Below are 23,895 nucleotides of genomic sequence, written 5' to 3'. Positions count from 1 at the left end.
AATATTCATTCGGATGTTCTATGACAAAACAATTATCATAAAAGTTTTTTTTAGTATTATTTCTTGAGGCTTTCTGTTTTGATAATACAAAGTAAAAAATAAAATACGCAATCTTATTGCGCAGAAAAAACAATGTGATAATTTTATTTCGGAATCTATATTTCAACTTCATCTCAGATGATGAGATACAACAAAAAAAGCAACCTCTTTCGAAGTTGCTTTATTTTGAAAATCTTTATAGATTATTTTCTTAGTCCTAATGCAGCAATAATTGCTCTATATCTTGCGATATCTTTTTTCTTAAGGTAATCTAGTAAACTTTTTCTCTTACCTACTAATTTCACTAGAGATCTCTCTGTGTTGAAATCGTGACGGTTAGCCTTTAAGTGCTGAGATAAGTGATTAATTCTGAAAGTGAAAAGAGCGATTTGTCCTTCTGCGCTTCCTGTGTCCTGTGCAGATTTTCCGTGTTGTGCGAAAATTTCCTGCTTTTTGTCTGTTGTTAAGTACATTCCAATATTGTTTAATGATTATTATGTAACGGGTGCAAAATTACGACTATTTTTTGATTCTGCAAACATTATTGATTTCATAAATCAAATTTGATAGAAAAAAATGTTAAAAATTTCTTAATAAATTTTACACAATTCGACGAAAAGGCAGTAATTTTGCATTCGAATTACAAATGAGAAAATTTATATTCTTTACAGCAGTTACTACTTTTTTATTGGTTGGCTTTACTTCAGTAAAAGCACAGAGGAATTCCGACGATAAAATTAAAAAAGTTCTATACTTCAATCCTGAGGTAGAGCCTGATATTGATGAGATTAAAGAGCCTACCAACAATGCTTTTTTTGATGCTGTTTCAGACAACTTCAGCGGAAGAAAAAATAAAATGCTTCGCGCAGAAGTACAGGTTCCTTTTGACAGTATTGATAAAAAGACAATCACAGATTACTGCGTCAATAACGATGCAGATTTTGCCATTGTTTCTAAAGTCCGATATTTTAAAGTAGGACTTGGAAAATATGTTTTCTCCAATCAGGTTGTTGTAAGCATGAAGTTGTTCGATGCTGAAGGAAGTCTCATTACAGAAACAGATTATGATACTTACCGAAAAAATATGCGTCTATTGGGCTCTACTGTCAATTCTATTAAAATAGGAACCGAAGGTGCCATAAAAGGTATTTTAAAGCAACTCAGAAAACTAAAGCCTACAGAAGCGGAACTCTAAAGAAATCTATTCTTTACGATATACATAAAATTGTGAATACTCAATTTTATTCAATAAATCAATTATCAATGTTTCATTGGTAATTTTTTTTATCCCTACCCTCAATTATTTTCTTTAGAAAACATTAATATTTTTCGACAACAAAGTCAAAACACTCACATAAAACATTGAATTTCAATTAAATATTTTCACCAAATAATGAATAATATAAAATTATTTACTATTTTAGTATGACATTAAAATCTAAATTATATGAAAAATTTAAAGAAAATCAGCCGAGAAGCGGCAAAGCAAATCAATGGTGGACTTATTTCAAGGTGTAATGAAAGTATCCCATGTACAGTGGGATGGTGTTGTCAGGGAGTCTGCAAACCACAAAGATGTATGATTGATTAGTAAAAATAATTGAGCATAATATTAAAACCTCTAGACTATGAAAAATCTAAAAAAAATCTCCAGAGAAAAAGCCAGCCAGATTAATGGTGGAAAAATGGACAGATGTAATGAATCTAACCCATGTCCTGTGGGATGGTGCTGCAATGGAATTTGTTCACCATTTATATGTATAGAATAAAAAAGTATTATCATTAACCATTAAAACAAATCACATGAAAAATTTAAAGAAAATCAGCAGACAAGAGCAAAAAGAGATTAAAGGCAGTGGAATTATAAAAAGATGCACGGAACATTATCAATGCCCTGGAGGAGCGTGCTGCCAAAATGTATGTGTTTTAAATCCATGTATATTGGACTAAATCATAAATTAAGAAATAGCGTCTATAAAAGCAGGCGCTATTTTGTTTAAACAAAACACTGAATATCAATTAAATATTTTCACCACATAAGGAATAATTGGAAAATATTTTTTATTTTAGTATAACATTTAAATCTAAAAAACTATGAAAAATCTAAAGAAACTTAGCAGAGAAGCAGCAAAGCAAATTAAAGGAGCAGGTCCTCGAAAATGCATCGATGATTCACAATGTATTTACGGAGCATGTTGTAGAGGTGTATGTATGGAGTTTGCCTGTTTTGAAGAATAAAATTAATTTCTAACTTTAAAAATCAATGATCATGAAAAATTCAAATTTCAAAAAACTGAACAGAGAGGAACAGAAAGAAATCAAAGGAAGTCTTCAAATCAAAAAATGCAGAAACAGCACACAATGCGATGCGGGAGAATGCTGCACCGGAGGAATGTGCCTTCCCTCTCCTATTTTAGAATGTGGACCTATTCTTGATTAAAGGATATTTTTTAAATTTAATTTTTTAACATCCGTCCTGGCGGGTGTTTTTTTGTCTTCTTTTCAGGGCTTTAAACTTTAATTAATCCTTAAATTTGCCAGTTTATTACTCAGTCTTAAAAATTTGAATTATTTTTGCATATCCAAAAAAATTCACGTTTTGAACTCTAGAGACGAACTTATCTTCAACCCTGCCGATATTGCCGAAACTCTCAGCGAACTTCATGCTGATGAGAGGCTACTCGCGTTCCTGAAGGTTCCTAAAGAGTACAAAGCAGAGGTTTTTTCACATCTTGATCCTGACTTCCAGGAAGATACCATCAGAAGTATCGGAAGCGATGAAGTTTCTGAGATTTTGAATGCTATGACTCCTGATGACAGAACGGCTCTGTTTGAGGATTTCCCTGATGAGCTGATCAAGTATTCTATCAATCATCTTAATCCACAGGAAAGAAGAATTGCTTTAAAACTATTAGGTTACAATTCTGATTCTATTGCTCGTCTGATGACCCCTTATTATATCCAGATCCGTAAGGAATGGACTGTAAAACGTTGTCTTCAGCAGATTAAAAAGGTAGGAAAAAAGGTGGAAACCATGAATTACCTGTATGTGGTAGATGAGAGAAACCGACTGATTGATGACCTTGCCATCGGAACTTTATTACTTGAAGAAGAAGATACTTTGGTTTCTGATATTACAGATAACCATTTCGTAGCAATTACTACAACTACTTCAAAAGAGGATGCTGTAACTTACTTCGAGAAATATGACCGTGGCGCTCTTCCCATTATAACGGAAGCAGGCGTTTTAGTTGGAATTGTAACAATCGATGACATCCTAGACCAGATTGAGCAACAAAACACCGAAGATATCCAGAAATTCGGGGGATTGGAAGCTTTAGATCTTCCGTATACCCAGACTTCCTGGACGGAAATGATCAAAAAGAGAGCAACCTGGCTGATCATTTTATTTATCTCAGAAATGCTTACGGCTTCGGCAATGGGATACTTTGATAAAGAAATTGAAAAAGCAGTAGTTCTGGCATTATTTGTTCCTTTAATTATTTCAAGTGGTGGAAATTCCGGTTCACAGGCTGCTACACTGATCATCCGTGCGATGGCACTTCAGGAGATCGGGCTTAAAGACTGGTGGTATGTGATGAGAAAGGAAATCATTTCGGGAATATGCCTTGGGCTTATTCTGGGAATCATTGGGTTTGTGAGAATCATGCTGTGGCAGCAGGTAGGTCTTTTTGATTATGGACAATATTGGGTATACGTAGGACTGAGTGTCTCCGTTTCCCTGATTGCTATTGTATTATGGGGAACTTTATCGGGGTCTATGATTCCATTTGTCTTAAAGAAATTAAAACTTGACCCTGCTACTTCTTCTGCTCCATTTGTAGCGACATTAGTAGACGTTACAGGACTTATTATTTATTTTACGGTAGCCGGACTTTTCTTAACCGGAAAACTTTTGTAATTTTAGGCATCAACTAAAATGCCGATATGAAAATCGTTTCACTTGTACCCTCTATTACTGAGGCTTTATTTGACTTGGGATTAACTGAAAATGAAGTAATCGGAAGAACAAAATTCTGTATTCACCCTGAGGATAAAGTAAAAAATGTAGCTGTAATCGGAGGAACGAAAAATATTAATATTGAAAAGATTAAAGCTTTACAACCGGATTTAATCCTTGCCAATAAAGAAGAGAACATTAAAGAGCAAGTAGAAGCTTTAATGGAAGACTTCAAAGTAACGGTAACGAATGTAGAAACGATTGAAGACAATTATTATCTGCTTAAAAACCTTGGAAAGCTTTTAAAGCAGGAAGAAAGAGCACAGCTATTCAACCTTAAGATTTATGAAATTCTTAATCAGGCAAAGCTTGAAATTCCAGTAAAAGCAGCATATCTTATTTGGAACAAACCATACATGACCGTGGGTTCTGATACATTTATTCATAAAATTTTAACGGAAATAGGCTTTGAAAATATTTTTAAAGATAAAACCCGATATCCTGAAATCTCTGCTGAAGACCTTGCTGAGGCTGATGTCATCATGCTTTCTTCGGAACCTTTTCCTTTTAAAGAAAAACATATTGAGGAACTGAGTATTGTTTATCCAGACAAAAAAATCATGATTGTGGACGGAGAAGCTTTTTCCTGGTATGGGACACATATTGCAAAATGTGAGATTTATTTTAAAGAACTTCTTGCAGAAATTCACTCAATGCAGCAAAGCTGATTTTTTCAACCAACAACTTTAAACATTAAATATTTATCTTACATGTCCGGAACTGTTATATTATCTGAAGGAGAGGAATTTGATCACGTTATACAGGAAGTTTCGAAATATATTCATCTTTATGTCATGCCATTTGGCAAAGAAGAACGAACCATCACCCGCATAGATAAACGTGAAAATATGTATGGGGGAAACGGAACTGTACATATGATACAAATGTTCGAGCAAAAAGAACTTGCCAATAATCGCCTGGCTGCTTATATGGTTCTATTGAATAAAGGTGATGAATCCGGCTTCCATACACACAACGAAAGAAATGAAGAAGAATTATATGTAGTGGTACATGGAACCGGAGAATATCGAGAAAGAACAGGAACAGAGGGATCCATCCGCAAAAAGACACTCCAGAAAGGAGATATTACAGCAATAAGCTCTATAGGGTATCATTCTATTGAAAATACCGGAAATGAACCTTTAATTATGTTTGTCATCACGACTAATAATCCGTAAAACAAAAAACTCCAGCCCAAAAGCCGGAGTTTATATTATTTTCTGATTGAATTACAAAACTTTGGAAACTTCGTTACAAAGCCATTCTAATAATTCTCTGTCCTCACTTGTAAAAGGATCAATGGTATGAGAATCTATATCAATCTGTCCGATATTTTTTCCATCTTTAAAGATTGGAACAACAATTTCAGCTTTTGTATCGATTGAACAGCTTAAGTAATTGCTTTCTTCGTGTACATCAGGAACTACAAACGTTTCATTGGAAACTGCTACCTGACCGCAAATTCCTTTTCCGTAAGGAATAATAGTATGATCTGTAGGAGCTCCTACGTAAGGACCTAAGATTAATTCATCTTTATCTCCATTTTTAAAATAGAATCCTGTCCAGTTAAAATAAGAGATCTCCTGATCTAAAAGATGACAAACTTTTTCAAGCTTTTCTTCTGTATTATGTTTAGGACTTTCAAGAATAGAGGAAAGTCTTTTCTTTAATTCTGACATTGTATTATTTTTTTAAGAGAATTGTTTTAAAGGAAGTTCTTCTTTATATCCGAACATTCCACGCTCTTTGATCATTTCAGCAACACCATCCGGAACCTGAGTTTCCCAACCTTTGATACAACATCCGATTTTTCTTAATATTTCTCTTGAATATATTTCTAAAAATTCAGGATTATAGTTTGTAATATCAACAATACGGTTGTTTCTTTTGAAATACTTGTACAGCTCTTTTAAGTTCTCCTCTACTTTAAGGTTGGATGAGTCTAATAACTGATGTGTTTCCGGGTCTTTATAAGGATACAGATACACTCTCATTCCGTTTCTGAAGAACTTACCGAATGCTTCAAGGATTCCTCCGGATAAGTTTTTATAATATTTCTCATCAAATACCATCAATAGGTTATTTACACCCATCGCAACTCCGATATCTCCACTTGTGTAAGATGCAAAATAATCAATAAGTCTATAATATTCTGAGAAGTTTGAAATAATAACGGTATATCCTAATTTACCTAAGATATCTACTCTGTCCAGGAAATCTCTTTCATCAATATCCCCATCAGCCCTAAGATTTGAAATCGTAATTTCAATAAGAACTTCTGTCTCTTCGTGGGTACAGATCGCGTCTTTAAAGAACATATCCATTCCGTTCTTAAGCATATCGATATTCACCTTTGTTACAGGTCTGAAACTTCCTCTTACAGCAAAAATATTCTTTTTGTACAATACATCTGCCGGAAGCATATTACTCCCTTGAGAATTGAAGATTACGGCATCCGTCATTCCGTTTTTCACTAACTGAAGTGACATCAATCTGTTATCTACATATTCAAAAGCGGGACCACTGAAATCAATCATATCGATTTCCAGGTTGTCTTTTGCAATATCATCGTACAATGATTCTACTAATGTTCTCGGATTATCGAAATAATGAAACGCTCCGAAAATAAGGTTTACCCCAAGATTCCCTAAAGTTTCCTGTTGTAAAGTGGCATCATTTTCTTTGAATTTTACGTGGATTACAATTTCGTTGTAATTTTCATTTTCTTTGGTCTGAAAACGAATTCCTACCCAGCCGTGACCTTTTACAGTTTTGTCAAAGTTGATGGTAGTTACAGTATTGGCATAAGAAAAGAACTTTCTGTCAGGATTGTTGTCTCTTGAAATTCTCTCTTCGATCAAAGCTACTTCATAGCGAAGCATTTTGCGAAGTCTATTCTGAGTAACATACCTGTTTTTTACTTCTTTTCCGTAGATAGCATCACTAAAATCTTTGTCATAAGCAGACATTGCCTTAGCGATCGTACCGGAAGCCCCCCCTGCTCTAAAAAAGTGACGAACAGTCTCCTGCCCTGCTCCAATCTCTGCGAAAGTACCATAAATAGTAGGATCTAGATTAATTGTTAATGCTTTTTGTTTAGGAGTTAGTTTCTGATACATTAGGACATTAAATTTTTTGTAAATTTACCAAAATTAAACCAACCTCAAAACAAAATGAAGTTGAAATTTTTAGGAACCGGTACTTCCCAAGGTGTACCCGTTATAGGCTGTACATGTGAAGTGTGTACTTCCGAAAATCCCAAAGACAAACGCTTACGTTCTTCCGTGATGGTAACTACGGAAGAAAATAGAAAAATACTCATCGATTGTGGTCCGGATTTCAGGCAGCAAATGCTTACCAACCACGAGCATACCGTAGATATTGCGCTCATCACTCATGAACATAATGATCATGTAATTGGGCTGGATGACATGCGTCCTTTAATTTTTAAAAGTGGAAAAGATGTTCCGCTTTACTGTTATTCCAGGGTTGCTCATGAGATTAAAAACCGTTTCCCTTATGCTTTTGCCGATGTAAGGTATCCCGGTGCGCCCGCTTTTGAATTACATGAGATTGAAAATAAACCTTTTCATGTTTTGGATACTGAGATTACTCCTATTGAGGTTATACATTTTAAAATAAGTGTCTTCGGGTATAAATTTAAAAATCTTGCCTACATTACTGATGCAGGTTTTATTTCTGACACTGAAAAGGAAAAACTAAAGAATCTGGATGTATTAATTTTAAATTGCATAAGAAAATTTGACCCACATCCGGCACATTTTATCCTTCCTGATGTTATTAAACTGTTTGAAGAGCTAAAACCTAAAAAACTATTTCTTACTCACATCAGTCATCATTTAGGAGTACATGATATTGAAGATAAACAACTTCCGTCTGGAATACACCTTGCCTATGATGGTTTGGAACTTAATTTTTAAAAAAAATCTTCAAAAAGCTTTTGAACATTGAAAAAAGTTCCTATATTTGCACACCAATTTGAAACAAACAACATGTTTGGAGTAAACATCAAGCCCAGGTGGCGGAATTGGTAGACGCGCTGGTCTCAAACACCAGTTCTTAGGAGTACCGGTTCGATCCCGGTCCTGGGTACAAAAAACCTCTGAAATCATTTGATTTTCAGAGGTTTTTATTTTTTAGGGTGGTCAAAAAGATAATTATTTTTTTACAACTGTTAATAATATCCTTTAATTCACTTCCCTAGAGTTATTAATTCTTTTAATCCGACCTAAGCGAAGTACTATGATACACAGGGAAGGGTTACTGTTTAGACAACTCAGTTTTACTACTCAATAAGTTGTAAATTTTTTTTGTATTTTCTGATACTTTATCCCATTCACCAACAGAATAATATTTACAACTCAACGTAGTGTTTCTGTTAATGTAATTTAATTCTACATTTCCTACATAATCAGTAGCAGCTAAAGCTGTAAATTTGGGTTTAAGAATTGAAGATTTAATCCAACTTTTTAAGCTGTCTTTTTCACTTTTGTCAAGATAAATTTTTGTTTTTATAGTGTCTTCAACAATATATTTAGGAGGAATATTATAAATCTGTTTATTCCAGACAATATTTTCAACTTCTGAACTGTCAGAGTGATTTTCAATTGTAATTTTCTGAAAAAGAGTGATAACCTCTAATTTTTCCCAATTGTCATTCTCTATTTTCTTTTCAGGTTGTTTTGCACATGAAAACAAAAGACCTAGAATAAATATTGATTGTATTTGCATCGTTTTTTGAGATTAAATAAATTATATTAAAGTAATAAGCCTAATATAAAAACGAAATTTTATATAATAAATAAAAGCAAAAACACTTTTACTCCGGTTCAATATCTATTTCGTATTATACAATATATCTAGTTTCAAGCCTTATCACACTAAATAACAACCAACATCACTCAGGATAAACAACTTAACTATATTGTAATAAAATTTTTAAAGGCAATCAACTCCCTTTTTCTAATTTTCAACTCTATTTACAAAATATAAGGAAAAATTCAATTTCAATCAATATTCAATCGCATCTAATCATCTATCGTGTAAAATTTCGTAGAAAAAATTTTAATAAATTTTTCAATTCAAATATTTAATCGTAATATTGCGATATAATTATTTAAAATTATGGGAGCAACAAAAACAGATCACTTTACGGAGCAACAAAATAAGATAGCAATTATAGCAAAAGCACTGGGACATCCTGCCAGAATTGCGATTATTGAATATCTCTTAAAAGTAAATACATGCATCTGCGGAGATATTGTTAATGAACTCCCTCTGGCACAAGCAACCGTCTCTCAACATTTAAAAGAGTTAAAAAATGCGGGTCTGATCAAAGGGAATATTGAAGGAACTGCTATTTGTTATTGCATTGATGAAAACACATTTGGAGTATTAAAAGACTATTTTTCAAATATAATTCAGGCAACTACAAACCAGAAATGCTGTTAGGGCCTTTTTTTTCAATCATAATATCGCAATATTGCATTTAAACGATAAAATAAGAAAAATATGAAATTATCTGAAATCAAAGAAATTTTACTAACATTAGATAATGTTGAATTTCAATTAGAAAACGGAGCTTTTGTTCCTGAACATTTTCATGTAACAGAAGTAGGAACTGTTACAAAAAACTTTATCGATTGTGGAGGTACAATTCGCCAGGAAAAAGTGGTTAATTTTCAATTGTGGAATGCTGATGATTTTGAACATAGATTAAAACCTGGAAAACTTTTGAATATCATCAAGCTTTCAGAAGAAAAACTAGGTATTGAAGATGATGAAATTGAAGTGGAATATCAAAATATCACAATTGGAAAATATGATTTAGATTTTAACGGAAAAACTTTTATTCTTAAAAGCAAAACAACAGCTTGTTTAGCAGAAGATGCATGTGGCATTCCTTCAGAAAAGCAAAAAGTAAAATTAGCAGACCTTTCTTCCGGCAAAGTATCTTGTTGTACTCCAGAATCCGGATGTTGCTAGATCAATTAAAAGTCAGACCAATGTACCCTGAGCTACTACAAACAATAAAGTTATTGAAAAAACAAAGAATCAGTGAAGATCGAAAAGCTATACTGATACCTTTGATTGAGTTTATTCAAAAAAGATTGAAAGATAATAAAGGAATAAATATTAGTTTTATCTGTACTCATAATTCAAGAAGAAGCCATTTATCACAGGTTTGGGCGCAAATTGCAAGTGTTTACTATACTATTCCAAATATAAGCTGCTATTCCGGAGGCACAGAAGAAACTGAAATATTTCCCAAGATAATAGAAACGCTTCAAAAGCAAGGTTTCCTGATATCAAAACTATCAAGTAACGAGAACCCAATATATTCAATTAAATATGATGAAAGCCTACATCCTATTATAGGATTTTCTAAAAAGTATGATCATCCAATCAATCCGGACAACAATTTTGCAGCTGTAATGACTTGCTCACAAGCAGATACCAACTGTCCTTTCATAGTAGGTGCAGATCAACGTATTTCTATAACCTATGAAGATCCTAAAATTTCTGATGGTACTCCTGAACAAAACAGTATTTACAGTGAAAGAAGTTTAGAGATAGGAGCAGAAATGTTTTATGTCTTTTCACAAGTTAAGAATAGTAATTTGATTCATTAATAGATAGTAAAATATATAGGTTACAATCTGCCCTATTAGTAATAATTAGGGTAAAAATGTTGGATTTAATCCGACATTTTTTTATAGATAATATTATGTTTTAAGAAGAGCTTCACCTTAACAAAAAAAAATGATTAAAAATTAAATAAACAATCATTTAAGTTAAAATTTTTAACAATATATAACCAAATAGTGAAATATTTAATATATTAGCAATCTAATTCTTACAAAAATTAATAACAATGAAAAAAATTCTTTTATCGGCTTTCTATGCCGGAATTTTCTGTGTAGCATTATCATGTTCTTCTGAACGATCAAGCCTTACTTCTCCTGAAGAAATGAAGTCTACGGAAATGGTTTCTTTTGACAGAGCAATGAAGGAAATTATGAAACCGGAAAACAGATCTACTCCTGAAGAAAAAGCAAGATGGGGTGCACAATTAAATGACAGAGCTTTGGATATCTTATTTAATGCTTCCTTAGAATTGGTTGGCAAAACTAATGCAAACAAAAACAGCAGCAGAGAAGAAAAAGAGAAGGTAATTGTGAAGGCTACCGAAGCTTACTTCGCTAAATTGAATACTATTAAAGCTAATCAAAAAGCAGAAAACTAAAACATTTACCATGAAAAAATTATTCTTATCGCTCCTGGTTACAAGCTCTTTTAGTATTTATGCTCAAAAGACTATCAATATGTTTAACTACACCTCATATATTGTAACAAATTCTTTTGGAGGTGGTGATATAGGCACCTATTCCTGCTTACCGCTAATTGAAAGCAGAAATACAATACCTCCGGGGGGAACTGCTATTTATACTGGCTATTATAACAGCCATATCCCACCTGCAACAAACCCTTCGAATCCACCGATTGATTCGTGGATGGTAAAACTTGGTGCCGGTAATGCTGTACCTCAGCCCAGTACGTCCCCTATGCTGATACCATTAGGCTCATCAACTGACTGGGTTCTAAATAAATTTGGCATTACAGACCCAAACAGTGGAACTTTCTACGGCGGAGATACAGTTGGAGGAGGTTGTTACAATAATCCAGTAATAACTCAAGTAAATTCCTCTCCATCATCTCCTGTGACTTATCAAGCGGTCTGGTTTACCGCAGGAGGGCAAACTTACTTTGTAATTCAATAATATTAAATTATGAAAAAAATATTAACCCTTATCACGGTAATATTATTTTCCTTCTCTTTCTCTCAAGGAAAATTATATATTAAAAATTACTCTGATTACAGGCTTGAAATGCGGATTTCTGCTGCCAGCGCTAATAACTGCTATCCATATGCAATAGCTAGTATGTCGTTTGGACCACATGCAGATGTTGAAATCCCTGATTTTAATAGCTCAGGTCCTTATTCCACTAGCTGGGCTGTAAAATTTACACCTACCGGCAGCCCAATACACCAAACTGCTCCTTCAGGAATATTATCTACTATTTCTCCTCTTACCCGATGGAATTACTCTGATATGATGACTGTAGATCCTAATACTAATCAGTCTCCAGGTGATCCAAGATTTAAAATGGGAGACCCTAGTTTCATCACCTCCTGTGGATTTGGTGACGGAGAGACATATGTAGATGGAAATTTTACGGATGTCTTTTGGTTTTATATTGCATCAGAAAATGCTACTTTTTTAGTTGTTCAACCATCATAACATTAATATGAACATACAATCCCTAAAACATTTAGTTCTAGGGATTTTTTCAAAAATAAAAAACAAAACATTTTATATTTTTAATACACAAAATGCTTTTACATTAAAACACCCGTAGTGCATTTAGAGCAAACACCCTAAGATGAAGATTTTACTTTAGGAATATAGGTTCAAAAGTGCACTATATTGTACAATTCTCTTCTTTTTTTACGAAAATCCATTTTTACTATTTTCTCTTAATCAATTGACTTTCAAATTCTATAAATAAGATTTCTAAATGTACAACAGGTTATTTTTATTGTTTTGTCAGTATCATTTCTTCAGGAAGTGCCTGAGGAAAAGGTGTTGTATTATAATATTGACAATCTGTTGTGATCATATTACTCCCTTTATTAAGTTTCCAATTAAGTTTTGTCTTAGTTGAATCTATGAAGTTGATTATGATATTTCCTGATGTATTGCAAAGATCAGGATCAACGTAAATAAGAGAATATTTATCGTCTAATTTTCTAATGCCACTTCCCCATATTTTAACATTTTCATCAGAAATATTTGAATTATCAAATAAAATATTACCATTAGAATCTATAACTTTAAATTTTCCTTTTAAAATATCTTTATAGTAAGGGTTGTTTTCTAAATGTGTAAAATAATTTTTTACTTTTTTGAAGTAAATATAAATTGTTTTTCCATTCCACGTTCCTTTCCAGGTTCCTTCATAGGGGAGTAATTCATTATTTAGATCCTTTATATAGGCATTGTTAGGAACTGCTGTATAGGTTCTTAGTGGATAGATTTGAGCTGTACAAGATACTGATATACTTAATAGTATAAATAAAAATATATTTTTCACCGTTTTTTCAGTTAAGGATAAGAGAAACAAACATCCCGGATTTTACCCGGGGTATTTATATTATTGTTTTGTCAGTATCATTTCTTCAGGAAGTGCCTGAGGAAAAGGCGTTGTATTGTAATATTGACAATCTGTTGTGATTATATTACTCCCTTTATTAAGTTTCCAATTAAGCTTTGTCCTAGTGGAATCTGTGAAGTTGATTATGATATTTCCTGATGTATTGCAAAGATCAGGATCATTGTATGTAAGAGAGTATTTGTCGTCTGCCTTTCTGAACTTTCCACCCCATATTTTGGCATTATTATCTGCTGAATTAAAATTATCAAATAAGATATTCCCATTAGAATCCAATACTTTAAATTTTCCAATTAAATTGTCTTTATAATATTTTAATACATTGTCATAAATGTAAGTGTTTTTTTTAAAAATAATATAAATTGTCTTATTGTTCCAAATTCCTTTCCAAGTTCCTGCATAATAGTTAAGTTCATTATTGAGATCTTTGAGATATGCGTTTTCAGGAATATCTGTAAATGTTCTTAATGGATAGGTTTGAGCTGTACAAGATATTGATATACTTAATAGTATAAATAAAAATATATTTTTCATAATTTAATTTTTAAAATTAAGGACATTTTATTGATTCAAGCGAATTATTATCAGATCCTAGTATTAGTTTTTCAGCAGAAGTTGTAATTGTATTTGTTTTAAATAATTCTAGACCTTCTATTTTTACTTTTTCTTTTAAAAATTTTGCAAAAAGCTTTTCTACATTAGGTTGATTCATTGTACCGTTTTCGAAAAGATCTGTATATTCTCTGTCATACCAAGATTGCCAACTTAGTAAAGTATGAGGACCTACACCGTAATTTCCGTCTCCTGAATATTTGAGCATATAACTCCCTTCTGAGGTTACGACCATTGCATAAGCATCTTCCATAGTACCTTTCTCTTGAGCATTTCTCACACATCCTGTAAGAAAAGTAAAAATATCTGCGGGCGAGAATATTTTGACAACACCTTCTTTATTGAGATGGACATGCATATAGCCAAAGTATTTATTGCCGGGAGGTAGTTTTAGGTTATCATTACTTGTATTAGCAAGTGATTCATAGTTTGTTTTAGGTCCATAAGCAGCAGCATATCCTGTTTCTTGAGTCTTATTAAAAATAGAAGGTTTATCCAACTCAGTAACTTTTTCTCTAAAATCTATATTTGTGGCTTGTCTTTTTAATGCACCACAATTGTCAAAAAATTGTTGGTTTTGATTGTTTCCTGGATAAGAATAACCATCTCCACCACCACCGCCACCGCTGTCGCCACCGCTTCCACTACCGCATGTTGCGTCAGGAGACATATCCATGCATTCTAAATATGGTCCGGATGGTGATGTGCAACGTGTTTCTGTAAAATGATCAACCTGTAAAACTTCACCGGTCACAGTATCTGTCCATGTAACTGTTTTCTCAACAATCAAACAATCGTTCCTACTTTGCGCATTTCCTGATTTTAAAGTTCCAGAAAGATCTTTTCTATTTTTAAAAACTAATAGATTAAAAAATTTTTTGGAATTTTCATTAGGATCTATTTTGAAAAAGATTCTGTCACCTTCTCTTTTTACAACAAGAGTAAAATTAACCTTTCCATCATTTATAACGGGTACTTCAAGAAAACTTTCGTTACCTACTGTTGTTGCATAATTCCAGGCAACTTCACCATGTTTGATTTTTACATAATTAGGATCTGAATAGGTCTCAAATATTTTTTTTACATTTTTAATGTATTTTTCGTCTTCCTTCCAAAGACTTTTTGAGATGTATTCCTTAGATAAGATAGAGACTTCAGATGCAGAAGATGTTTCATCGTGAACACAGGAGAAAAAGGAAGTCATAATAATTATCAGCAGTAACTGCCAAATGATTGTTTTTTTCATCATAAAATTTTAATTTTTAAATATAATAATTTTATCACATTAATGTGATTTTATATAACTGTTTTTTCAAACTAAAAGCTTATTTTAAATTAAGACCTTTTTTAAATATAGCGAAACATTTAATACACTAACAATCTAAATCTTACAAAAATTAATAACAATAAAAAAAAATCTTTTATCGGCTTTCTATGCCGGGATTTTCTGTGTAGCATTCTCATGTTCTTCTGAACGATCAAGCCTTACTTCTCCTGAAGAAATGAAATCTACGGAAATGGCTTCTTTTGACAGAGCAATGAAGGAAATTATGAAACCGGAAAACAGATCTACTCCTGAAGAAAAAGCAAGATGGGGTGCACAATTAAATGACAGAACTTTGGATATCTTATTTAATGCTTCCTTAGAATTGGTTGGCAAAACTAATGCAAACAAAAACAGCAGCAGAGAAGAAAAAGAAAAGGTGATTGTGAAGGCTACCGAAGCTTATTTCACTAAGTTGAATACTATTAAGGCTAATCAAAAAGCAGAAAATTAAACCTCATCATTATGAAAAAAATACTTATACTTATTCCTTTACTTATATTCTCCTTATCATTTTCGCAGGGTACATTATATATTAATAACTATTCTGACTACGGTCTTCAAATGCGTATTTCTGCTGCCAGTCCTACAAACTGCTTCCCACTTGTATATACAAGTATGTCATTTCCAGCAAATACACAATCAAAGATTTCCGATTTTAACAATGCAACCCCTTATACAAATAGCTGGTCTATAATATTTAACTATAATGGCAATATAGTAGGACAACCTATTCCTTCACCAGTATTAAATACAGTATCCCCTCTCACTCAGTGGCAAGAGTGTCAATTTATGACGATGGATAATAATAATCCCAACCAACCTACTGATGATATCAGATTTGAGATGGGAGATCCGACTGCATTTGCCAATTGTACTCCAACCTCAGGCTCCACGTTTGTTGATGGAAACTTAACAGATGCTTTCTGGTTTTATGTTCCTTCTCAAAATGCGACTTATTTAGTTGTTCAGCCCTAATGTTAATGATTAATACAACATTCCCTAAAGCAATTAGTTTTAGGGATTTTTTATCGTAAATAATTCTTATTTAATAAAATTTCAATTAAAAAAAAGCAAATCAATCAATCAATCAATCAATCAATCAATCAATCAATCAATCAATCAATCAATCAATCAATCAATCAATCAATCATAATTATTAAAAACATAATAATATATAACTAAATAGTGAAATATTTAATACATTAGCAATCTAAATCTTATAAAAATTAATAACAATGAAAAAAATTCTTTTATCAGCTTTCTATGCCGGGATTTTCTGTGTAGCATTCTCATGTTCTTCTGAACGATCAAGCCTTACTTCTCCTGAAGAAATGAAGTCTACGGAAATGGTTTCTTTTGACAGAGCCATGAAAGAAATCATGAAACCGGAAAACAGATCTACTCCTGAAGAAAAAGCAAGATGGGGCGCACAATTAAATGACAGAGCTTTGGATATTTTATTTAATGCGTCTTTAGAATTAGTTGGTAAAACTAATGCAAACAAAAACAGCAGCAGAGAAGAAAAAGAAAAGGTAATTGTAAAGGCTACCGAAGCTTATTTCGCTAAGTTGAATACTATTAAGGCTAATCAAAAAGCAGAAAATTAAACCTCATCATTATGAAAAAAATACTTATACTTATTCCTTTACTTATATTTTCCTTATCATTTTCGCAGGGTACATTATATATTAATAACTATTCTGACTACGGTCTTCAAATGCGTATTTCAGCTGCCAGTCCAACAAGTTGCTATCCAACTGTGAATGCTAGTATGTCATTTCCTGCAAACACACAGGCACAAATTGCCAACTTCAACAGCGCAGCTCCATATACTGATAGCTGGGCTGTAAGATTCAGCTATAATGGTAACTATATAGGACAACCTATTCCTTCTGGAATATTAAACACTGTTTCCCCTCTCACTCAGTGGCAAGAGTGTCAATTTATGACGATGGATAATAATAATCCCAACCAACCTACAGGAGACATCGTATTCAAAATGGGAGACCCTACAGTATTTGCCAATTGTGGTCAAACTTCAGGCTCCACGTTTGTTGATGGAAACTTAACAGATGCTTTCTGGTTTTATGTTCCTTCTCAAAATGCGACTTATTTAGTTGTTCAACCATAATATTAATGATTATATAATACTCCCTAAAACAAATCGTTTTAGGGATTCTTTTTCGACAATAATTTTCACTTAACAAAATATTGATTTAAAAAAACAACATAATTAATCATAATTATTAAAAAAATAAATTATATATAACTAAATAGTGAAATATTCAATATATTAGCAATCTAAATCTTACAAAAATTAATAACAATGAAAAAAATTCTTTTATCGGCTTTCTATGCCGGGATTTTCTGTGTAGCATTATCATGTTCTTCTGAACGATCAAGCCTTACCTCTCCTGAAGAAATGAAATCTACGGAAATGGTTTCTTTTGACAGAGCAATGAAGGAAATCATGAAGCCGGAAAACAGATCTACTCCTGAAGAAAAAGCAAGATGGGGTGCACAATTAAATGACAGAGCTTTGGATATTTTATTTAATGCGTCTTTAGAATTAGTTGGTAAAACTAATGCAAACAAAAACAGCAGCAGAGAAGAAAAAGAAAAGGTAATTGTAAAGGCTACCGAAGCTTATTTCGCTAAGTTGAATACTATTAAGGCTAATCAAAAAGCAGAAAACTAAAACTTATGATTATGAAAAAAATACTCCTATCTATTTTCGCCATAAGCTCTTTTGGTCTTTATGCTCAAAAAACTATTCATGTATTTAACTATACCAATTTTAATTTGGTAAACACTTTATTGGGCGCAGACCAAAGCAACAGTAATTGTTTCCCTAGCATTCAGGGAACTAATTATCCAATACCGGTGGCTCCGCAAGGAACTGTAACTTATAAAAGCTATCGTCACAGTGACACAAAAGTACCACCAATCAATTCATGGACAGTCACGTCAGGTATAAATATCGTTAACACATTAGCTGCTGCAGATCCACAACTTGACAATTTAGGAATTGTAACAGATTGGATGTTGAATAAGTTTTATGTTGCAGATCCAGGTGGCGGTCCTCTTCTTAATAGTGGTGCATCCATAGGAACCATTGGCTGCAACGGGCAATTAGTAACCCATTTACAAAATACATCATCCACTCCATATGCTTTTAATGACGCATTTTGGTTTGTTTCAGCGGGTGAGACTTATTTTGTAATTCAATAATGATAATAATGAAAAAAATAGCAATACTTTTCTTAAGCATTGTATTTTCTCTGTCTTTTTCACAGGGAAAATTATACATTCAGAATTTTTCAGCTTATGATCTTACCATGCGTATTGTGGGAGGAAGCCCGACAAATTGTTTTCCAGAAGCATTAGGAAGTGTTATTACATTTCCTGCACACACCCAGACTTCATTCCCTGATTACAACAGTATGGCATCATACGCTCCAAACTGGACAGTAAGACTTTCTTACACAGGAAATGCAATACCTCAAACGGCTCCTTCTGGATTATTGACTACCATTTCTCCTATTACTCAATGGAAATTCTGTTGGTTCCATACAATGGACCCGGGAACACATAATTTAACATCAGATATTGACTTTAATATGGGAGATCCTGCCTTTCCAAGCTGCCCATGGGCTTCAGGTGTTTCTTTTGTAGACGGAGCCTTAACAGATGCGTTCTGGTTTTATGTTGCATCAGAAAATGCCACTTATCTGGTAATTCAATAGTATGTTGAAGAAATTCAATGTGTAAACATATAATCCCTAGACTGAACTAGGGATTTTCATTTTAGAAAAATCAATCAAAACTATTAATAATCATGAAAAAAATTCTTTTCTCAATATTTGCGATATGCACTCTTCAGCTGAGTGCGCAAAAAACAATCAATATATTTAATAATACTAAATATAACTTACACAATGCTCTTATGGGTGCTGATCAAACCAATAGTAACTGTTATCCAAGTCTATTTGGAGTCAGTAACACACCTGTTCCATCAGGTGGAGCCGTAAGTTACACAGGTTATTATAACAATAGCCCTAATCCTTCAATCCCAACCTGGAGTGTAACACTTGCTGTAAATAATGTATCTAATATGCCAACTAATTCTCCTGTACTTACCCCTTTAGGAATGGCAACAGACTGGATGATGAATAAATTTTTCTTAAGTGATCCCAATGGTGCCACTATACCCTACAACAATGAGACTATTGGAACTATAGGTTGTGGCTTACCCATCATTACAGAAATACATCCTACACCATCTATCCCTTATCCATTCAATGCTTTCTGGTTTGTAGTAGGAGGGCAGACATATTTTAATATTGAAGATAAATAGATTTTATATAAAGACAACTACACTATCTATATGATTATTAAACACTTAAATTATTTTAAGTTTTAAATAAAAAACATAACAATATTTAAAAAATTCAAAACAAAAATCATTTATTATTAAAAATATTAACTATATATAACCAAATAGTGAAATATTTAACATATTAGCAATCTAATTTTTACAAAATTTAATAACAATGAAAAAAATTCTTTTATCGGCATTCTATGCCAGCGTTTTCTGTGTAGCATTCTCATGTTCTTCCGAGCGATCAAGCCTTACTTCTCCTGAAGAAATGAAGTCTACGGAAATGGTTTCTTTTGACAGAGCAATGAAGGAAATCATGAAGCCGGAAAACAGATCTACTCCTGAAGAAAAAGCAAGATGGGGTGCACAACTAAATGACAGAGCTTTGGATATTTTATTTAATGCATCTTTAGAACTGGTTGGTAAAACTAATGCAAACAAAAACAGCAGCAGAGAAGAAAAGGAAAAGGTAATTGTAAAAGCTACGGAAGCTTATTTCGCTAAGTTGAACACTATTAAAGCCAACCAAAAAGCAGAAAACTAAAAACTCTTATTATGAAAAAAATACTTGTATCACTTTTCGTAATGAGTGCTCTTCATATGTCTGCTCAAAAAACGATCAATATATTTAATTATACATCTTTAAACCTAATCAATTTTCTTGGTGCAGGAGATCAAAGCAGCCCCAACTGCTACCCTCTAATTACCGGAGGTCATCATCCAGTACCAGTTCCGCCAATGGGAGCCGTAAGTTATAATGGTTATTATAATAGCCATCTGCAAAACCCACCTATTGATAGATGGGATGTAATATTATCTTTAAACAACGGTTCTGTACAGCCTGCAACTTCTCCAGTTCTTATGGCATTGGGATCAGCAACCGACTGGATGTTCAATAAATTTTTAGTGGAAGATCCTAATGGCACTCCTCTTCCTTATAGTGGTGAAACTATTGGAACTTCCGGCTGTAATCTTCCTATCATTACTCATTTACAAAAATCTGTTGCAAGACCTTATCCATTTTCAGATGCATTTTGGTTCGTTTCAGCAGGTCAAACCTATTTCGTCATTCAATAATATTAAATTATGAAAAAAATACTTATCCTTACCTTAAGTTTAATGTTCTCACTTTCCTTCTCGCAAGGAAAGCTATATATTAATAATTACTCAGTCTATGATCTTACCATGCGTCTTGCGGCAAACAGCCCAACTGGTTGTAATCCATCGGCAATAGCAAGCCTGACTTACCCTGCAAGTACACAGGATAGTATTGTTAATTTCAATAGTTCACTTCCTTATATCGATCAATGGTCTGTGAGGCTTTCTCCTACCGGAAATGCATTGACACAGCCTGTTCCATCAGGATTATTGACAACCATTTCCCCACTTACCCGCTGGTCATTTGCATGGTTTCAGACAAGATATGCCGGAACCAGTAACCAAACACCAGACCTTGATTTCCAGATGGGCGACCCTTCTGCATTTCCTACCTGTGGAATATCAGGTTCCACATTTGTTGACGGAAGTTTATCGGATGCATTCTGGTTTTATATTCCATCAGAAAACGCCACCTATCTGGTGGTTCAATAATATATTGAAACAATTAATATTAGATATTATATCCCTAAACTTTCGTTTAGGGATTTTTAATATAAAATGGCAGTCATTGGCTTAGATTTGCTTCAACGAAACAATCACCTGGGTAGCTGTTGTATAAGCTTTTAATTCATAATCCTTCCCTTTATAAGAGAATTTTCTTTCTGACGGAACAGCACTGAAAATATTACCTTGCCCAACCACCGGATTATTTCCGGGACAGATCTCATACGTTTTTGTATTATACCAATAATCTTTATTTGAAGAAATATTATTAGTAGGCATCGGCTGCCAATCCGGAGACACCTGTCTTGGATCCCGGACATTATCAGGAAGAAAACGAAACTTCAGCCAACCACCAGCAGTTCCGGTTACAGGAAAATTGGGATCGTAAGGAATGTGCACTCCTGTCTCCATACCGTAGAACTTTCCTCCTTCATACAACATTCCGTTTTCATGGGATGTCAAAATAGGTGCATCAAAAAACTGTTTGGAAGGAAGTATTGTAGGTCCTAAAGTCGGTAGCTGATTGTTTCCAACTGAACTTTCATACGTATGAGGTCCAAAATACATTGATTTACAGGTTATAATTTTTAAGTATTCCTGATTATTTGCAAACACATTAGGATCCAGGCTTGTACTAAGGTTCCATCCGAAATTTTTGTTATCATATTTTCCATCATAATAAGCAAGACCTATCATTGGATAAATAGTCAGTCCAAAGTCTGTTTCATTGATGAAAACATATTCCGTATAGGATGCAAAAGGATAGTTCATCCCATTAAGTATATTATTACCATATGGTGATTGATATGGAAGCAAAGGATCAATCGAGTTGATAGTATTAGAAAAATCCACATTGAGAAACTGATCAGGCTTTTCTTTTTCTAATAGATCATTTTCACTACAGCCAACTAAGGCAAAAATGCTTAATAAAATAAAGGATTTTTTCATAATAGTATTGTTTATAGGTGATATGATTTCATACATTCTGCTGCATGAAATAGATTATTTTTTTTAAGTATAGGATACGTGATCCTTTTTACCTGATAATCACTGGTAAAATATAAGTTTCAAAAAAAATTTGATTAAGATTATATCTGCTTCAACGAAACAATCACCTGAGTGGCTGTTGTATAAGCTTTTAACTCATAATCCTTCCCTTTATAAGAGAATTTTCTTTCTGACGGAACAGTACTGAAAATATTCCCCTGCCCTAATACCGGATTATTCCCTGGGCAGATCTCTCGTGTTTTGGTATTATACCAGTAATCTTTATTTGAGGAAATATTATTCGTAGGCATCGGCTGCCAATCCTGAGAAACCTGTCTCGGATCTCTTACATTATCAGGGAGAAAACGAAATTTCAGCCATCCCCCCGCCATTCCGGTTACTGGGAAATTGGGGTCGTAAGGAATACCTACTCCAACCTCCATACCATAGAATTTTCCACCTTCGAACAAGACTCCTTTTTCATGCGTTGTTAATACTGGTGCATCAAAAAACTGTTTGGATGGGAGTATAGTTTGCCCTGAGGTTGGTAGTTGTATTGGACCAACTGTACTTTCATAGCTATGAGGTGCAAAATACAACGATTTACAGGTAGCTATTTTCAGATATTCCTGGCTGTTTGAAAATAGATATGGAGTTTGGCTTAGACTTAAGTTCCAGCCAAAGTTTTTATTATCATATATTCCATCGTAATAGGCAAGCCCTATCATTGGATATATGGTCATCCCATAATCTGTTTCATTAATAAAAACATATTCAACTGGCGATGCGTAAGGATTGCTATTAGGCATATACATATTATTCCCATAAGGGGACTGATAAGGAAGCAAGGGGTCAATAGAGTTGATGGTGTTTGAAACATCTAAAGCAACCAGTTTCTCAGAGTTTTCGTTTTCTAAAGGATCATTTTCACTGCAAGAGAACAACGTAAGGAAACTCATTAAAATAATAGATCTTTTCATGTTAATATGGTTTATGGATTAGTGTATATTAAATATATAAATTTTTCACTAAAAACGGAAATAAAATCAATTATTTAAACCATAAAAATCAAATAATTACACCCATAAAAACAATATTCAGCAATAAGATACAATAGACTTCATTTAAGATCTTAAAATAAAAAACAGAACAGTAAAAATACCATTCTGTTTTATATTGATTTTAAGAATTAACTTCTTATGAAGGCCATGCACCATCGTAAGCAGATGCTCCGAGTTCAATTTTTTCTGCACTCACAACAAAAGTAATGTACATACTGTTATCGTCTACAGCATCAAAATCTACTTCATGCTGAATTACATAACCGTTGTTCCACTTAAGTGTTGTTAATGTTCCTTCTTCGTGAGATTTGTTGAATGTCACTTCACCTACAGTAGGCTTATACTTTCCGTTTAGTAAGCTTTCCAGAATGTCAGATTTTTCTGTAGCCTCTACTGTGATTTTAATTAATGCATTGGATGGATCTGAAGCTACACGTCCTGAAACGTCTGTAGATCTTGCTACGCTGTAATTAAGCTTTAATAATTTTTGACCATCTCCGTTGTTGAATTTTAAAATTCCTCTTGAGTTTCTTTCTGCCATGATTGTAAATTTTAATCGTTAATATTGTGTGATTTGGTGTTTTTCTATATCACCAAAGATAGAAGTAAT

General features: G+C 33.3%; 37 protein-coding genes and 1 tRNA gene. 28 read left to right on the top strand and 10 right to left on the bottom strand.

Annotation, left to right across the window (positions count from 1 at the left end; translation table 11 throughout):
- Window positions 1-242 precede the first annotated feature (242 nt).
- Window positions 243-512: a 30S ribosomal protein S15 gene (rpsO, locus tag BBI01_RS05345; RefSeq protein WP_045494446.1), complete on the bottom strand. Its 270-nt coding sequence runs from the start codon at window positions 510-512 to the stop codon at window positions 243-245.
- Between the two features lie 173 nt (window positions 513-685).
- Between rpsO and BBI01_RS05340 the strand changes: the two genes are divergently transcribed.
- The 9 genes from BBI01_RS05340 to BBI01_RS05325 all read left to right on the top strand — a co-directional run bounded on the left by BBI01_RS05340 (window position 686) and on the right by BBI01_RS05325 (window position 5,238).
- Window positions 686-1,234 carry a pyruvate decarboxylase gene (locus tag BBI01_RS05340; protein WP_065393647.1) on the top strand — a complete coding sequence of 183 codons (549 nt, stop codon included), beginning with the start codon at window positions 686-688 and terminating at the stop codon, window positions 1,232-1,234.
- Window positions 1,235-1,486: 252 nt separating this feature from the next.
- Window positions 1,487-1,630 (top strand): bacteriocin-like protein, encoded by a 144-nt coding sequence (locus BBI01_RS22725; RefSeq protein WP_165602223.1) that lies wholly within the window; start codon window positions 1,487-1,489, stop codon window positions 1,628-1,630.
- Window positions 1,631-1,667: 37 nt separating this feature from the next.
- Window positions 1,668-1,808, top strand: a complete 141-nt coding sequence (locus BBI01_RS22720; protein ID WP_165602222.1) for a bacteriocin-like protein — start codon at window positions 1,668-1,670, stop codon at window positions 1,806-1,808.
- Between the two features lie 34 nt (window positions 1,809-1,842).
- Window positions 1,843-1,989: a bacteriocin-like protein gene (locus tag BBI01_RS23210; RefSeq protein ID WP_167369998.1), complete on the top strand. Its 147-nt coding sequence runs from the start codon at window positions 1,843-1,845 to the stop codon at window positions 1,987-1,989.
- Between the two features lie 144 nt (window positions 1,990-2,133).
- Complete coding sequence (locus BBI01_RS22715; protein WP_165602221.1) at window positions 2,134-2,277, top strand: bacteriocin-like protein; 144 nt, start codon at window positions 2,134-2,136, stop codon at window positions 2,275-2,277.
- Window positions 2,278-2,308: 31 nt separating this feature from the next.
- Window positions 2,309-2,479, top strand: coding sequence for a bacteriocin-like protein (locus tag BBI01_RS22710; RefSeq protein WP_165602220.1), 171 nt, complete (start codon window positions 2,309-2,311; stop codon window positions 2,477-2,479).
- Between the two features lie 159 nt (window positions 2,480-2,638).
- Entirely contained in the window at window positions 2,639-3,961 is a 1,323-nt protein-coding gene (gene mgtE / locus BBI01_RS05335) for a magnesium transporter (protein ID WP_065393646.1), read from the top strand.
- Window positions 3,962-3,987: 26 nt separating this feature from the next.
- Window positions 3,988-4,728 (top strand): ABC transporter substrate-binding protein, encoded by a 741-nt coding sequence (locus BBI01_RS05330; RefSeq protein WP_065393645.1) that lies wholly within the window; start codon window positions 3,988-3,990, stop codon window positions 4,726-4,728.
- A gap of 42 nt (window positions 4,729-4,770) precedes the next feature.
- Window positions 4,771-5,238 (top strand): cupin domain-containing protein, encoded by a 468-nt coding sequence (locus BBI01_RS05325; RefSeq protein ID WP_065393644.1) that lies wholly within the window; start codon window positions 4,771-4,773, stop codon window positions 5,236-5,238.
- 51 nt (window positions 5,239-5,289) lie between these two features.
- Here BBI01_RS05325 and BBI01_RS05320 read toward each other — a convergent pair whose 3' ends face one another.
- Both BBI01_RS05320 and BBI01_RS05315 read right to left on the bottom strand, forming a co-directional pair.
- A complete protein-coding gene (locus BBI01_RS05320; protein ID WP_065393643.1) occupies window positions 5,290-5,739 on the bottom strand; it encodes an XrtF-associated fRMsr-like GAF protein in 450 nt (149 codons plus the stop codon).
- A 12-nt stretch (window positions 5,740-5,751) separates the two neighbouring features.
- On the bottom strand, window positions 5,752-7,179 hold the full coding sequence (locus tag BBI01_RS05315; RefSeq protein ID WP_065393642.1) for a nicotinate-nucleotide adenylyltransferase: 1,428 nt from the start codon (window positions 7,177-7,179) through the stop codon (window positions 5,752-5,754).
- Window positions 7,180-7,233: 54 nt separating this feature from the next.
- On the opposite strand from BBI01_RS05315, the gene BBI01_RS05310 reads away from it, so the two are divergent.
- Both BBI01_RS05310 and BBI01_RS05305 read left to right on the top strand, forming a co-directional pair.
- Entirely contained in the window at window positions 7,234-8,001 is a 768-nt protein-coding gene (locus BBI01_RS05310; protein ID WP_065393641.1) for an MBL fold metallo-hydrolase, read from the top strand.
- 92 nt (window positions 8,002-8,093) lie between these two features.
- Window positions 8,094-8,173 (top strand) — tRNA-Leu (locus BBI01_RS05305).
- A gap of 168 nt (window positions 8,174-8,341) precedes the next feature.
- Here BBI01_RS05305 and BBI01_RS05300 read toward each other — a convergent pair.
- Window positions 8,342-8,812: a hypothetical protein gene (locus tag BBI01_RS05300; protein ID WP_065393640.1), complete on the bottom strand. Its 471-nt coding sequence runs from the start codon at window positions 8,810-8,812 to the stop codon at window positions 8,342-8,344.
- A 393-nt stretch (window positions 8,813-9,205) separates the two neighbouring features.
- Here BBI01_RS05300 and BBI01_RS05295 point away from each other — a divergent pair, with 393 nt between their 5' ends.
- The 6 genes from BBI01_RS05295 (at window position 9,206) to BBI01_RS05270 (ending at window position 12,384) form a co-directional block, all read left to right on the top strand.
- Window positions 9,206-9,532: an ArsR/SmtB family transcription factor gene (locus tag BBI01_RS05295; RefSeq protein WP_065393639.1), complete on the top strand. Its 327-nt coding sequence runs from the start codon at window positions 9,206-9,208 to the stop codon at window positions 9,530-9,532.
- Between the two features lie 60 nt (window positions 9,533-9,592).
- Window positions 9,593-10,066 (top strand): DUF6428 family protein, encoded by a 474-nt coding sequence (locus BBI01_RS05290; RefSeq protein ID WP_065393638.1) that lies wholly within the window; start codon window positions 9,593-9,595, stop codon window positions 10,064-10,066.
- 20 nt (window positions 10,067-10,086) lie between these two features.
- The gene (locus BBI01_RS05285) at window positions 10,087-10,713 is read left to right on the top strand and encodes a low molecular weight phosphatase family protein (RefSeq protein WP_065394128.1); all 627 of its coding nucleotides are present in this window, start codon (window positions 10,087-10,089) and stop codon (window positions 10,711-10,713) included.
- Between the two features lie 242 nt (window positions 10,714-10,955).
- Window positions 10,956-11,327, top strand: a complete 372-nt coding sequence (locus tag BBI01_RS05280) for a hypothetical protein (RefSeq protein ID WP_065393628.1) — start codon at window positions 10,956-10,958, stop codon at window positions 11,325-11,327.
- A 10-nt stretch (window positions 11,328-11,337) separates the two neighbouring features.
- Window positions 11,338-11,862 carry a hypothetical protein gene (locus BBI01_RS05275; protein WP_123862094.1) on the top strand — a complete coding sequence of 175 codons (525 nt, stop codon included), beginning with the start codon at window positions 11,338-11,340 and terminating at the stop codon, window positions 11,860-11,862.
- Between the two features lie 9 nt (window positions 11,863-11,871).
- A complete protein-coding gene (locus BBI01_RS05270; RefSeq protein WP_065393636.1) occupies window positions 11,872-12,384 on the top strand; it encodes a hypothetical protein in 513 nt (170 codons plus the stop codon).
- Window positions 12,385-12,679: 295 nt separating this feature from the next.
- Here BBI01_RS05270 and BBI01_RS05265 read toward each other — a convergent pair whose 3' ends face one another.
- The 3 genes from BBI01_RS05265 to BBI01_RS05255 are packed head-to-tail and all read right to left on the bottom strand — an operon-like array spanning window position 12,680 to window position 15,176.
- Complete coding sequence (locus tag BBI01_RS05265) at window positions 12,680-13,237, bottom strand: DUF6705 family protein (protein WP_065393635.1); 558 nt, start codon at window positions 13,235-13,237, stop codon at window positions 12,680-12,682.
- A gap of 60 nt (window positions 13,238-13,297) precedes the next feature.
- Window positions 13,298-13,849 (bottom strand): DUF6705 family protein, encoded by a 552-nt coding sequence (locus tag BBI01_RS05260; protein ID WP_065393634.1) that lies wholly within the window; start codon window positions 13,847-13,849, stop codon window positions 13,298-13,300.
- Window positions 13,850-13,865: 16 nt separating this feature from the next.
- Window positions 13,866-15,176, bottom strand: coding sequence for a hypothetical protein (locus tag BBI01_RS05255; RefSeq protein WP_065393633.1), 1,311 nt, complete (start codon window positions 15,174-15,176; stop codon window positions 13,866-13,868).
- Window positions 15,177-15,429: 253 nt separating this feature from the next.
- On the opposite strand from BBI01_RS05255, the gene BBI01_RS05250 reads away from it, so the two are divergent.
- The 11 genes from BBI01_RS05250 to BBI01_RS05200 all read left to right on the top strand — a co-directional run bounded on the left by BBI01_RS05250 (window position 15,430) and on the right by BBI01_RS05200 (window position 21,225).
- Window positions 15,430-15,705: a hypothetical protein gene (locus BBI01_RS05250; RefSeq protein WP_065393632.1), complete on the top strand. Its 276-nt coding sequence runs from the start codon at window positions 15,430-15,432 to the stop codon at window positions 15,703-15,705.
- A gap of 11 nt (window positions 15,706-15,716) precedes the next feature.
- On the top strand, window positions 15,717-16,229 hold the full coding sequence (locus tag BBI01_RS05245) for a hypothetical protein (protein ID WP_123862093.1): 513 nt from the start codon (window positions 15,717-15,719) through the stop codon (window positions 16,227-16,229).
- A gap of 260 nt (window positions 16,230-16,489) precedes the next feature.
- On the top strand, window positions 16,490-16,861 hold the full coding sequence (locus BBI01_RS05240; protein ID WP_065393630.1) for a hypothetical protein: 372 nt from the start codon (window positions 16,490-16,492) through the stop codon (window positions 16,859-16,861).
- Between the two features lie 164 nt (window positions 16,862-17,025).
- Window positions 17,026-17,385 carry a hypothetical protein gene (locus BBI01_RS05235; protein WP_065393629.1) on the top strand — a complete coding sequence of 120 codons (360 nt, stop codon included), beginning with the start codon at window positions 17,026-17,028 and terminating at the stop codon, window positions 17,383-17,385.
- A 195-nt stretch (window positions 17,386-17,580) separates the two neighbouring features.
- Window positions 17,581-17,952, top strand: coding sequence for a hypothetical protein (locus tag BBI01_RS05230; protein ID WP_065393628.1), 372 nt, complete (start codon window positions 17,581-17,583; stop codon window positions 17,950-17,952).
- An 11-nt stretch (window positions 17,953-17,963) separates the two neighbouring features.
- Window positions 17,964-18,485 carry a hypothetical protein gene (locus BBI01_RS05225; protein ID WP_123862092.1) on the top strand — a complete coding sequence of 174 codons (522 nt, stop codon included), beginning with the start codon at window positions 17,964-17,966 and terminating at the stop codon, window positions 18,483-18,485.
- A gap of 8 nt (window positions 18,486-18,493) precedes the next feature.
- The gene (locus BBI01_RS05220; protein WP_065393626.1) at window positions 18,494-19,000 is read left to right on the top strand and encodes a hypothetical protein; all 507 of its coding nucleotides are present in this window, start codon (window positions 18,494-18,496) and stop codon (window positions 18,998-19,000) included.
- Window positions 19,001-19,092: 92 nt separating this feature from the next.
- Window positions 19,093-19,611 (top strand): hypothetical protein, encoded by a 519-nt coding sequence (locus tag BBI01_RS05215; protein WP_065393625.1) that lies wholly within the window; start codon window positions 19,093-19,095, stop codon window positions 19,609-19,611.
- A 196-nt stretch (window positions 19,612-19,807) separates the two neighbouring features.
- On the top strand, window positions 19,808-20,179 hold the full coding sequence (locus BBI01_RS05210; RefSeq protein ID WP_065393624.1) for a hypothetical protein: 372 nt from the start codon (window positions 19,808-19,810) through the stop codon (window positions 20,177-20,179).
- Between the two features lie 11 nt (window positions 20,180-20,190).
- Window positions 20,191-20,712 carry a hypothetical protein gene (locus tag BBI01_RS05205; protein ID WP_123862091.1) on the top strand — a complete coding sequence of 174 codons (522 nt, stop codon included), beginning with the start codon at window positions 20,191-20,193 and terminating at the stop codon, window positions 20,710-20,712.
- A 9-nt stretch (window positions 20,713-20,721) separates the two neighbouring features.
- On the top strand, window positions 20,722-21,225 hold the full coding sequence (locus BBI01_RS05200; RefSeq protein ID WP_065393622.1) for a hypothetical protein: 504 nt from the start codon (window positions 20,722-20,724) through the stop codon (window positions 21,223-21,225).
- An 81-nt stretch (window positions 21,226-21,306) separates the two neighbouring features.
- Here BBI01_RS05200 and BBI01_RS05195 read toward each other — a convergent pair whose 3' ends face one another.
- The 3 genes from BBI01_RS05195 to tssD form a co-directional block, all read right to left on the bottom strand.
- Window positions 21,307-22,185: a hypothetical protein gene (locus BBI01_RS05195; protein ID WP_123862090.1), complete on the bottom strand. Its 879-nt coding sequence runs from the start codon at window positions 22,183-22,185 to the stop codon at window positions 21,307-21,309.
- Window positions 22,186-22,325: 140 nt separating this feature from the next.
- Window positions 22,326-23,204 carry a hypothetical protein gene (locus BBI01_RS05190; protein WP_065393620.1) on the bottom strand — a complete coding sequence of 293 codons (879 nt, stop codon included), beginning with the start codon at window positions 23,202-23,204 and terminating at the stop codon, window positions 22,326-22,328.
- A gap of 217 nt (window positions 23,205-23,421) precedes the next feature.
- Window positions 23,422-23,826, bottom strand: a complete 405-nt coding sequence (gene tssD / locus BBI01_RS05185; RefSeq protein WP_065393619.1) for a type VI secretion system tube protein TssD — start codon at window positions 23,824-23,826, stop codon at window positions 23,422-23,424.
- Between the last annotated feature and the right edge of the window lie 69 nt (window positions 23,827-23,895).

Source organism: Chryseobacterium artocarpi, from assembly GCF_001684975.1.
In the GTDB taxonomy this organism is placed as follows: domain Bacteria; phylum Bacteroidota; class Bacteroidia; order Flavobacteriales; family Weeksellaceae; genus Chryseobacterium; species Chryseobacterium artocarpi.
This window is presented reverse-complemented; position numbering and strand designations above follow the sequence as displayed.

Bases quoted from the DNA above. Each gene is read 5' to 3' on its own strand.
- rpsO (WP_045494446.1), bottom strand. From the start codon at position 512: ATGTACTTAACAACAGACAAAAAGCAGGAAATTTTCGCACAACACGGA.
- BBI01_RS05340 (WP_065393647.1), top strand. From the start codon at position 686: ATGAGAAAATTTATATTCTTTACAGCAGTTACTACTTTTTTATTGGTT.
- BBI01_RS22725 (WP_165602223.1), top strand. From the start codon at position 1,487: ATGAAAAATTTAAAGAAAATCAGCCGAGAAGCGGCAAAGCAAATCAAT.
- BBI01_RS22720 (WP_165602222.1), top strand. From the start codon at position 1,668: ATGAAAAATCTAAAAAAAATCTCCAGAGAAAAAGCCAGCCAGATTAAT.
- BBI01_RS23210 (WP_167369998.1), top strand. From the start codon at position 1,843: ATGAAAAATTTAAAGAAAATCAGCAGACAAGAGCAAAAAGAGATTAAA.
- BBI01_RS22715 (WP_165602221.1), top strand. From the start codon at position 2,134: ATGAAAAATCTAAAGAAACTTAGCAGAGAAGCAGCAAAGCAAATTAAA.
- BBI01_RS22710 (WP_165602220.1), top strand. From the start codon at position 2,309: ATGAAAAATTCAAATTTCAAAAAACTGAACAGAGAGGAACAGAAAGAA.
- BBI01_RS05330 (WP_065393645.1), top strand. From the start codon at position 3,988: ATGAAAATCGTTTCACTTGTACCCTCTATTACTGAGGCTTTATTTGAC.
- BBI01_RS05325 (WP_065393644.1), top strand. From the start codon at position 4,771: ATGTCCGGAACTGTTATATTATCTGAAGGAGAGGAATTTGATCACGTT.
- BBI01_RS05320 (WP_065393643.1), bottom strand. From the start codon at position 5,739: ATGTCAGAATTAAAGAAAAGACTTTCCTCTATTCTTGAAAGTCCTAAA.
- BBI01_RS05315 (WP_065393642.1), bottom strand. From the start codon at position 7,179: ATGTATCAGAAACTAACTCCTAAACAAAAAGCATTAACAATTAATCTA.
- BBI01_RS05310 (WP_065393641.1), top strand. From the start codon at position 7,234: ATGAAGTTGAAATTTTTAGGAACCGGTACTTCCCAAGGTGTACCCGTT.
- BBI01_RS05300 (WP_065393640.1), bottom strand. From the start codon at position 8,812: ATGCAAATACAATCAATATTTATTCTAGGTCTTTTGTTTTCATGTGCA.
- BBI01_RS05295 (WP_065393639.1), top strand. From the start codon at position 9,206: ATGGGAGCAACAAAAACAGATCACTTTACGGAGCAACAAAATAAGATA.
- BBI01_RS05290 (WP_065393638.1), top strand. From the start codon at position 9,593: ATGAAATTATCTGAAATCAAAGAAATTTTACTAACATTAGATAATGTT.
- BBI01_RS05285 (WP_065394128.1), top strand. From the start codon at position 10,087: ATGTACCCTGAGCTACTACAAACAATAAAGTTATTGAAAAAACAAAGA.
- BBI01_RS05280 (WP_065393628.1), top strand. From the start codon at position 10,956: ATGAAAAAAATTCTTTTATCGGCTTTCTATGCCGGAATTTTCTGTGTA.
- BBI01_RS05275 (WP_123862094.1), top strand. From the start codon at position 11,338: ATGAAAAAATTATTCTTATCGCTCCTGGTTACAAGCTCTTTTAGTATT.
- BBI01_RS05270 (WP_065393636.1), top strand. From the start codon at position 11,872: ATGAAAAAAATATTAACCCTTATCACGGTAATATTATTTTCCTTCTCT.
- BBI01_RS05260 (WP_065393634.1), bottom strand. From the start codon at position 13,849: ATGAAAAATATATTTTTATTTATACTATTAAGTATATCAATATCTTGT.
- BBI01_RS05255 (WP_065393633.1), bottom strand. From the start codon at position 15,176: ATGATGAAAAAAACAATCATTTGGCAGTTACTGCTGATAATTATTATG.
- BBI01_RS05250 (WP_065393632.1), top strand. From the start codon at position 15,430: ATGAAATCTACGGAAATGGCTTCTTTTGACAGAGCAATGAAGGAAATT.
- BBI01_RS05245 (WP_123862093.1), top strand. From the start codon at position 15,717: ATGAAAAAAATACTTATACTTATTCCTTTACTTATATTCTCCTTATCA.
- BBI01_RS05240 (WP_065393630.1), top strand. From the start codon at position 16,490: ATGAAAAAAATTCTTTTATCAGCTTTCTATGCCGGGATTTTCTGTGTA.
- BBI01_RS05235 (WP_065393629.1), top strand. From the start codon at position 17,026: ATGTCATTTCCTGCAAACACACAGGCACAAATTGCCAACTTCAACAGC.
- BBI01_RS05230 (WP_065393628.1), top strand. From the start codon at position 17,581: ATGAAAAAAATTCTTTTATCGGCTTTCTATGCCGGGATTTTCTGTGTA.
- BBI01_RS05225 (WP_123862092.1), top strand. From the start codon at position 17,964: ATGAAAAAAATACTCCTATCTATTTTCGCCATAAGCTCTTTTGGTCTT.
- BBI01_RS05220 (WP_065393626.1), top strand. From the start codon at position 18,494: ATGAAAAAAATAGCAATACTTTTCTTAAGCATTGTATTTTCTCTGTCT.
- BBI01_RS05215 (WP_065393625.1), top strand. From the start codon at position 19,093: ATGAAAAAAATTCTTTTCTCAATATTTGCGATATGCACTCTTCAGCTG.
- BBI01_RS05210 (WP_065393624.1), top strand. From the start codon at position 19,808: ATGAAAAAAATTCTTTTATCGGCATTCTATGCCAGCGTTTTCTGTGTA.
- BBI01_RS05205 (WP_123862091.1), top strand. From the start codon at position 20,191: ATGAAAAAAATACTTGTATCACTTTTCGTAATGAGTGCTCTTCATATG.
- BBI01_RS05200 (WP_065393622.1), top strand. From the start codon at position 20,722: ATGAAAAAAATACTTATCCTTACCTTAAGTTTAATGTTCTCACTTTCC.
- BBI01_RS05195 (WP_123862090.1), bottom strand. From the start codon at position 22,185: ATGAAAAAATCCTTTATTTTATTAAGCATTTTTGCCTTAGTTGGCTGT.
- BBI01_RS05190 (WP_065393620.1), bottom strand. From the start codon at position 23,204: ATGAAAAGATCTATTATTTTAATGAGTTTCCTTACGTTGTTCTCTTGC.
- tssD (WP_065393619.1), bottom strand. From the start codon at position 23,826: ATGGCAGAAAGAAACTCAAGAGGAATTTTAAAATTCAACAACGGAGAT.